This window comes from Luteimonas campi (assembly GCF_051162505.1).
Lineage (GTDB): Bacteria > Pseudomonadota > Gammaproteobacteria > Xanthomonadales > Xanthomonadaceae > Luteimonas.
Genome location: NZ_JBNWEM010000010.1, coordinates 1 through 5525 on the forward strand (window position 1 = coordinate 1; position 5525 = coordinate 5525).

At 55.4% G+C, this 5525-nt stretch carries 2 tRNA genes and 3 rRNA genes; all 5 read left to right on the forward strand.

Going from position 1 to position 5525, the window contains the following annotated elements:
• Positions 1 to 311 precede the first annotated feature (311 nt).
• The 5 genes from ACQYVW_RS17280 to rrf all read left to right on the forward strand — a co-directional run bounded on the left by ACQYVW_RS17280 (position 312) and on the right by rrf (position 5479).
• Positions 312 to 1856: ribosomal RNA gene (locus ACQYVW_RS17280) — 16S ribosomal RNA — on the forward strand.
• Between the two features lie 72 nt (positions 1857 to 1928).
• Positions 1929 to 2005, forward strand: a tRNA-Ile gene (locus ACQYVW_RS17285).
• A gap of 44 nt (positions 2006 to 2049) precedes the next feature.
• Positions 2050 to 2125 (forward strand) — tRNA-Ala (locus tag ACQYVW_RS17290).
• 237 nt (positions 2126 to 2362) lie between these two features.
• Positions 2363 to 5228: ribosomal RNA gene (locus tag ACQYVW_RS17295) — 23S ribosomal RNA — on the forward strand.
• Positions 5229 to 5366: 138 nt separating this feature from the next.
• Positions 5367 to 5479, forward strand: a 5S ribosomal RNA gene (gene rrf / locus ACQYVW_RS17300).
• Together the 16S, 23S and 5S rRNA genes with 2 tRNA genes alongside form the textbook arrangement of a ribosomal RNA operon.
• Positions 5480 to 5525 lie beyond the last annotated feature (46 nt).

The following is a 5525-nucleotide window of genomic DNA, read 5'->3' on the forward strand; positions in this document are numbered from 1 at the left end:
GAAGGGAGGTCGAGACCCCTCACGGGGTGTTGACGAAGCGAGAAGGCCGTGACAGAATGTGCGGCTTCCTGGAGCGAAACGCTTCGGGGCGGAACCCAGGCGCTGAGGCCGGTGTTTCGAAGATCTTTGACAGTGTGCGCAGGTGACTTGTGCGGGCGTCTGGCGGGTGGATGACTGTCCATCTTGCAGACGTTCGTAACAGAGCAACAAGTCAATTCAAATGCATGCAGATGCAAGCGAGTAATTGGGGCTCAGGAGCGACGACTGCACTCAAGCGATTAGGTTGGATCTTCGGATCTGGCCGAAAAATTTAAGTGAAGAGTTTGATCCTGGCTCAGAGTGAACGCTGGCGGCAGGCCTAACACATGCAAGTCGAACGGCAGCACAGGAGAGCTTGCTCTCTGGGTGGCGAGTGGCGGACGGGTGAGGAATACATCGGAATCTGCCTATACGTGGGGGATAACGTAGGGAAACTTACGCTAATACCGCATACGTCCTACGGGAGAAAGCGGGGGATCGCAAGACCTCGCGCGGATAGATGAGCCGATGTCCGATTAGCTAGTTGGCGGGGTAAAGGCCCACCAAGGCGACGATCGGTAGCTGGTCTGAGAGGATGATCAGCCACACTGGAACTGAGACACGGTCCAGACTCCTACGGGAGGCAGCAGTGGGGAATATTGGACAATGGGCGCAAGCCTGATCCAGCCATGCCGCGTGGGTGAAGAAGGCCTTCGGGTTGTAAAGCCCTTTTGTTGGGAAAGAAATCCTGTCGATTAATACCCGACGGGGATGACGGTACCCAAAGAATAAGCACCGGCTAACTTCGTGCCAGCAGCCGCGGTAATACGAAGGGTGCAAGCGTTACTCGGAATTACTGGGCGTAAAGCGTGCGTAGGTGGTTCGTTAAGTCTGATGTGAAAGCCCTGGGCTCAACCTGGGAATTGCATTGGAAACTGGCGGGCTAGAGTACGGTAGAGGGTAGTGGAATTCCTGGTGTAGCAGTGAAATGCGTAGAGATCAGGAGGAACATCCGTGGCGAAGGCGACTACCTGGACCAGTACTGACACTGAGGCACGAAAGCGTGGGGAGCAAACAGGATTAGATACCCTGGTAGTCCACGCCCTAAACGATGCGAACTGGATGTTGGGTGCAATTTGGCACTCAGTATCGAAGCTAACGCGTTAAGTTCGCCGCCTGGGGAGTACGGTCGCAAGACTGAAACTCAAAGGAATTGACGGGGGCCCGCACAAGCGGTGGAGTATGTGGTTTAATTCGATGCAACGCGAAGAACCTTACCTGGCCTTGACATGTCCGGAACCCTTGAGAGATCGAGGGGTGCCTTCGGGAACCGGAACACAGGTGCTGCATGGCTGTCGTCAGCTCGTGTCGTGAGATGTTGGGTTAAGTCCCGCAACGAGCGCAACCCTTGTCCTTAGTTGCCAGCACGTAATGGTGGGAACTCTAAGGAGACCGCCGGTGACAAACCGGAGGAAGGTGGGGATGACGTCAAGTCATCATGGCCCTTACGGCCAGGGCTACACACGTACTACAATGGGAAGGACAGAGGGCTGCGAACCCGCGAGGGCAAGCCAATCCCAGAAACCTTCTCTCAGTCCGGATCGGAGTCTGCAACTCGACTCCGTGAAGTCGGAATCGCTAGTAATCGCAGATCAGCATTGCTGCGGTGAATACGTTCCCGGGCCTTGTACACACCGCCCGTCACACCATGGGAGTTTGTTGCACCAGAAGCAGGTAGCCTAACCGCAAGGAGGGCGCTTGCCACGGTGTGGCCGATGACTGGGGTGAAGTCGTAACAAGGTAGCCGTATCGGAAGGTGCGGCTGGATCACCTCCTTTAGAGACTAAAGACAGCTAATTGCCTGTCCAGACGTCCGCACAAGTAACCTGCACAATCCGCACAAACAGACTGGGTCTGTAGCTCAGGTGGTTAGAGCGCACCCCTGATAAGGGTGAGGCCGGTGGTTCGAGTCCTCCCAGACCCACCACTCGGGCCCAGGCTCGGTCGGGAAACCTGATTCTGGTTTTCTACGGGGCCTTAGCTCAGCTGGGAGAGCACCTGCTTTGCAAGCAGGGGGTCGTCGGTTCGATCCCGACAGGCTCCACCAGGTTTGGAAGCGGATTGTGTCTGCGCACACACAAAGTTTAGAAGCCCATCGGCGCTGAAGCCGGTGAGCGTTCTTTGACAACAAGGGAAGTAGCGAGCGTTTGAGACGAAGCTGTCCAGACGTGTCGTAGAGGCTAAGGCGGGAATCGAAAGATTCCTTATTTGAGTCGTTGCAATATTCGCGTCGGTGGCTTGTAACCACCGGCACTGCAAACTCCGAGGCGACTTGGGGTTATATGGTCAAGCGAATAAGCGCACACGGTGGATGCCTTGGCGGTCAGAGGCGATGAAGGACGTGGCAGCCTGCGAAAAGTGTCGGGGAGCTGGCAACAAGCTTTGATCCGGCAATGTCCGAATGGGGAAACCCACTCCGCAAGGAGTATTGCATGGTGAATACATAGCCATGCAAGGCGAACGCGGTGAACTGAAATATCTAAGTAACCGTAGGAAAAGAAATCAACCGAGATTCCCTGAGTAGTGACGAGCGAACGGGGAACAGCCCAAAAGTCTGTGTAGTTCTAGCAAAGCGGTCTGGAAAGGCCGGCCATAGAAGGTGACAGCCCTGTATGCGAAAGGGCTATGCAGATGAAATTGAGTAGGGCGGGGCACGTGAAACCCTGTCTGAACATGGGGGGACCATCCTCCAAGGCTAAATACTCCTGACCGACCGATAGTGAACCAGTACCGTGAGGGAAAGGCGAAAAGAACCCTGGTGAAGGGAGTGAAATAGACCCTGAAACCGTGTGCGTACAAGCAGTAGGAGCCCTTCGGGGTGACTGCGTACCTTTTGTATAATGGGTCAGCGACTTATTGTCTGTGGCGAGCTTAACCGTATAGGGGAGGCGAAGGGAAACCGAGTCTGAACAGGGCGCATAGTCGCAGGCAATAGACCCGAAACCGGGTGATCTAGTCATGCCCAGGGTGAAGGTACCGTAACAGGTACTGGAGGCCCGAACCCACTCCCGTTGCAAAGGTAGGGGATGAGGTGTGATTAGGAGTGAAAAGCTAATCGAACCCGGAGATAGCTGGTTCTCCTCGAAAGCTATTTAGGTAGCGCCTCATGTGAATCCTCTCGGGGGTAGAGCACTGTCATGGCTAGGGGGTCATCGCGACTTACCAAACCATTGCAAACTCCGAATACCGAGACGGAATGCATGGGAGACACACGGCGGGTGCTAACGTCCGTCGTGAAAAGGGAAACAACCCAGACCCACAGCTAAGGTCCCAAATTTTGTGCTAAGTGGGAAACGATGTGGAAAGGCACAGACAGCCAGGAGGTTGGCTTAGAAGCAGCCACCCTTTAAAGAAAGCGTAATAGCTCACTGGTCGAGTCGGTCTGCGCGGAAGATTTAACGGGGCTAAGCACAGAACCGAAGCTTGGGGTGCATATATTTATATATGCGCGGTAGAGGAGCGTTCCGTAAGCCTGCGAAGCGGGATTGAGAAGTCCCGTGGAGGTATCGGAAGTGCGAATGCTGACATGAGTAACGATAATGCGGGTGAAAAGCCCGCACGCCGAAAGCCCAAGGTTTCCTTGCGCAACGTTAATCGACGCAGGGTGAGTCGGCCCCTAAGGCGAGGCAGAAATGCGTAGTCGATGGGAAGCTGGTTAATATTCCAGCACCTCGCGTAAGTGCGATGGAGGGACGGAGAAGGTTAGGCAGGCCGGGCGTTGGTTGTCCCGGTGAGAGAGTTGAGGCGGTGCCCTTAGGCAAATCCGGGGGCGCAACGTTGAGACTAAGGACGAGTCCATTAGGACGAAGCTGCTGATATCACGCTTCCAGGAAAAGCTCCTAAGCTTCAGCTTACGCAGACCGTACCGTAAACCGACACAGGTGGGTAGGATGAGAATTCTCAGGCGCTTGAGAGAACTCGGGTGAAGGAACTAGGCAAAATAGCACCGTAACTTCGGGAGAAGGTGCGCCTCTTCTGGTGAATAGCTGGGGGAGGCCGAAGTGACCAGGCCGCTGCGACTGTTTATCAAAAACACAGCACTCTGCAAACACGAAAGTGGACGTATAGGGTGTGACGCCTGCCCGGTGCCGGAAGGTTAATTGATGGGGTCAGCCGCAAGGCGAAGCTCTTGATCGAAGCCCCGGTAAACGGCGGCCGTAACTATAACGGTCCTAAGGTAGCGAAATTCCTTGTCGGGTAAGTTCCGACCTGCACGAATGGCGTAACGACAGCGGCGCTGTCTCCACCCGAGACTCAGTGAAATTGAAATCGCTGTGAAGATGCAGCGTTCCCGTGGCAAGACGGAAAGACCCCGTGAACCTTTACTATAGCTTCACACTGAACGTTGAGTTCGTCTGTGTAGGATAGGTGGGAGGCTGTGAAACCCTGGCGCCAGCTGGGGTGGAGCCATCCTTGAAATACCACCCTGTCGTGCTTGACGTTCTAACCTGGGCCCGTAATCCGGGTCGGGGACCGTGTGTGGTGGGTAGTTTGACTGGGGCGGTCTCCTCCCAAAGAGTAACGGAGGAGCTCGAAGGTACGCTCAGCGCGGTCGGACATCGCGCACTGTGTGCAAAGGCATAAGCGTGCTTGACTGCAAGATCGACGGATCAAGCAGGTACGAAAGTAGGACTTAGTGATCCGGTGGTTCTGTATGGAAGGGCCATCGCTCAACGGATAAAAGGTACTCCGGGGATAACAGGCTGATACCGCCCAAGCGTCCATAGCGACGGCGGTGTTTGGCACCTCGATGTCGGCTCATCACATCCTGGGGCTGTAGTCGGTCCCAAGGGTATGGCTGTTCGCCATTTAAAGTGGTACGCGAGCTGGGTTCAGAACGTCGTGAGACAGTTCGGTCCCTATCTGCCATGGGCGTTGGAGATTTGAGAGGGGCTGCTCCTAGTACGAGAGGACCGGAGTGGACGAACCTCTGGTGTTCCGGTTGTCACGCCAGTGGCACTGCCGGGTAGCTATGTTCGGAAGCGATAACCGCTGAAAGCATCTAAGCGGGAAGCGCGCCTCAAGATGAGATCTCCCGGGGCACAAGCCCCCTGAAGGAACCATCAAGACCAGGTGGTTGATAGGCTGGGTGTGTAAGCGCAGTAATGCGTTGAGCTAACCAGTACTAATGATCCGTGTGGCTTGACCATATAACCTCAAGTGGCCTTGGACTCTGCGATCATGTCGCGACAGTCAAGACCAACCCGTTCGCTACTTCCCCCCTCTGAGAGCGTGTGCGCTGCACATCCGTGGACCCCACCGATGCGCTGGCGACCCTCCACCCTCTCCCTGGTGACAATAGCTTTGTGGAACCACCCGATCCCATTCCGAACTCGGAAGTGAAACGCAAACGCGCCGATGGTAGTGTGCAGCCGCATGCGAGAGTAGGTCATCGCCAGGGTCTTTACCCCAAACCCCCAGCCCACAAGGCTGGGGGTTTTTTATTG